We start from the raw sequence: 2660 nt of genomic DNA, 5'->3' as shown, positions 1-2660 counted from the left end.
GCGGGGCCGAGACGGTCCGTGAGCCCGGCGGGCTGGTCCAGCTGTGGCGGGCCGAGCTGCACCCCGACCTCGTCGTGCGGTGGTGGGAAGCGGCGAGGGTGCCCGAGCCGCTGCCGATGTTCTTCTACCTCGGCGCGGCCTACACCGACGTGGACCTGGCGTGGCTGGCCGACACCCTGTCCCACGCGCCCGACCCCGACGTGGCGGTGTGGCTGGCGTGGACGGAGGGGCTGCACGACCCCGACGACCCCCAGGCCTGCGGCCGCTGGCTGGACGAGGGACTGACCCGGCGCACCGTCGAGGTCCTGGTCCGGGCCGGGGTGGCCCACGGCTCCGCCGAGCGGATCGCCGAGAGCAGCTGGCTGCCGGTGCGGACGGTGGCGACCCGGCTGGCGCACTGGGCGACCGCCGGCTGCACCCCGGACGCCGACGACTTCGCGCTGCTCGAGCGGTTCGGGCTGGCCGACTACCGGCCCTCCGCGCTGGCGCTGGACGCGCTGTGCCGCGAGCTGGTCGGCGTACCGAACCGCCCCTCGCGCACCCACGTGGGCGTGATGCTCGCCCTGGCGGGGTCGCGGGAGCGGGTGAGGGGCTTCATCGAGCTCGGGGCGCGGGCCCCGCACGACGTCGCGACGATGCTGGACGAGCCGCTGCGCCGACCGGCGCTGCGGGAGAAGGGAGTGGGCTGAGGTGGCGAGGACGCGGGAGGACTACGAGCACCAGCTGCAGGCGCTGGGGATCTGCGTGAGCGCACGGATCCCGGTGCTGCTGTGGGGCAACCCGGGTGAGGGCAAGACCGCGGTCGTCGAGTCCGCCGCTGCGCAGGGCTGGCACGTCGAGACGCTGATCGTGAGCCACTACGAGCCCAGCGACTTCGCCGGCCTGCCGGTGATCGCGGGCGACGGCACCGTCAACCTGGCCGCCCCCGGCTGGGCCCAGCGACTCGCCCGGACCACCGGACCCGCGATCGCGTTCTTCGACGAGTTCTCCACCGCCTCCCCCGCCCTCCAGGCGGCGGCGCTGCGGCCGCTGACGCACTACCAGGTCGGCTCGGTGCAGCTGCCCGAGAACGTCTCGTTCGTCGCCGCCGCCAACCCGGCCGACGTCGCCACCGCGGGCTGGGAGCTCGCCGCGCCGACGGCCTCGCGGTTCGTGCACCTGGACTGGTCGCTGCCGCTGGAGGTGTACGCCGAGTGCCTGGTCACCGGCGACTGGCCGACCATGCCGGTGCACGCCGACGTGCCGGGGCTCGCAGCAGCCGTCACCCGCGAGAAGGTGCTGGTCTCGGGGTTCCTCCGGGCACGCAGCTCCCAGCTCAGCGTGATCCCGAAGGACGCGGCCGGGCGCGGGCGGGCGTTCCCGACGCCACGGACGTGGGACTACGCGGCCCGGCTCTCGGCGTACGCCCGCGCGACGGGCGCGCCCGCGACCGTACGCCGCCTGCTGGTCGCCGGCTGCGTGGGGGACGCGGTGGCGCACGAGTTCCTCAGCTACGCCGCTAGCCAGGACCTCGTCGACCCCGAGGTGCTGCTGGCCGATCCGGAGGCGGCGCACTTCGACGGCGTCCGCGCCGACCGGGTGCACGTGATGCTCCAGGGCGTTCTCGGGGCGGTCGCCTCGCACTCCACGGCTCAGCGCTGGAGCGACGCGGTGCGGCTGTGCGCCAACGCGGCGGGCGCGGTCGGCGTGGATCCCGCCGTGCCGGTGGTGCGCGCGCTGGTGCGCGGCGGGATGCGCCCGGCCGGCGCCGACGTGCCGCGCGACATCGTGGTCTTCGCGCCCGCGCTCTCCCTGGCGGGGCTGCTGCCCGACCAGGGCGCGGCGTGAACCTCGACCGGCTCGCCGCGGCGAAGCTGTGGCTGGTCAGCGAGCAGACCGCCGACCTGCCCTACCTCGCCCACGCGCTCTACGCGCTCGTGCCGGTCGCGTGCGGCGACGTACCCACGATGACCGTCGACGAGCAGTGGCGGCTCTACGTCAACCCCGACTGGCTGGCGACCGCACCGGTGCCGGTGGTCGGGCACGAGCTGGCCCACCTGGCGTGGCACCTGCTTGCCGAGCACGCCGACCGGGCCCGCGACCTGCACGTGGACGCCACCACTGCGGGGCACTGGCACACAGCCGCGGACGCGACGGTCGCGCGCACGCTCGACGACGCCGGGCTCCCTTACGAGAGCCTGCGGGACGCCGCCGAGCTCGGCCTGCCGCCGGACCTGTCGACGGAGGAGTACTACGCGATGCTGTCCGGGCTCCCGGTGGAGTCGCCCGAGTCCGGTGCGGGCGGGCTGCCGCCCACCGAGGGGTGCGGGAGCGGCAGCGACGGCGTGCGCCGCGCGCACGAGCTGCCGCCCGACGTCGACCTCGGCGGGGTCGACCGGGAGGCCGCGACCCAGATCCGTCGGCGGGTCGCGATCGAGTACCGCGAGCACGTCACCACCCGCGGACTCGTGCCCGGTGAGGCGGGCCGCTGGGCCACCCGGATCCTCGAGCCGCGGATCGCGTGGGAGCCGTTGCTCGCGGGCGCGGTACGCCGCGCGGTCGGCTGGACCAACGGCCGCGCGGACTACACCTACGCCCGGCCCTCGCGGCGGGCCAGCTCGCTGCCCCGCGTCGTGCTGCCCGGCGTACGTCGCCCGCTGCCCCGCGTGGCGGTGGTCGTC

General features: G+C 75.9%; 3 protein-coding genes. All 3 read left to right on the top strand.

Features of this window, described 5'->3' with window-relative positions; translation table 11 throughout:
- On the top strand, positions 1-689 hold a 689-nt coding region (locus PLP61_RS16380), incomplete at its 5' end, for a hypothetical protein (protein WP_324503831.1).
- Position 690: 1 nt separating this feature from the next.
- Positions 691-1827: an AAA family ATPase gene (locus PLP61_RS16375; RefSeq protein ID WP_324503830.1), complete on the top strand. Its 1137-nt coding sequence runs from the start codon at positions 691-693 to the stop codon at positions 1825-1827.
- The coding region (locus PLP61_RS16370; RefSeq protein ID WP_502889098.1) for a DUF2201 family putative metallopeptidase at positions 1824-2660 on the top strand (837 nt) is incomplete at its 3' end. The genes PLP61_RS16375 and PLP61_RS16370, both read left to right, overlap by 4 nt.

The sequence above is a fragment of the Nocardioides sp. genome (assembly GCF_035429765.1).
Taxonomy (GTDB): domain Bacteria; phylum Actinomycetota; class Actinomycetes; order Propionibacteriales; family Nocardioidaceae; genus Nocardioides.
This window is presented reverse-complemented; position numbering and strand designations above follow the sequence as displayed.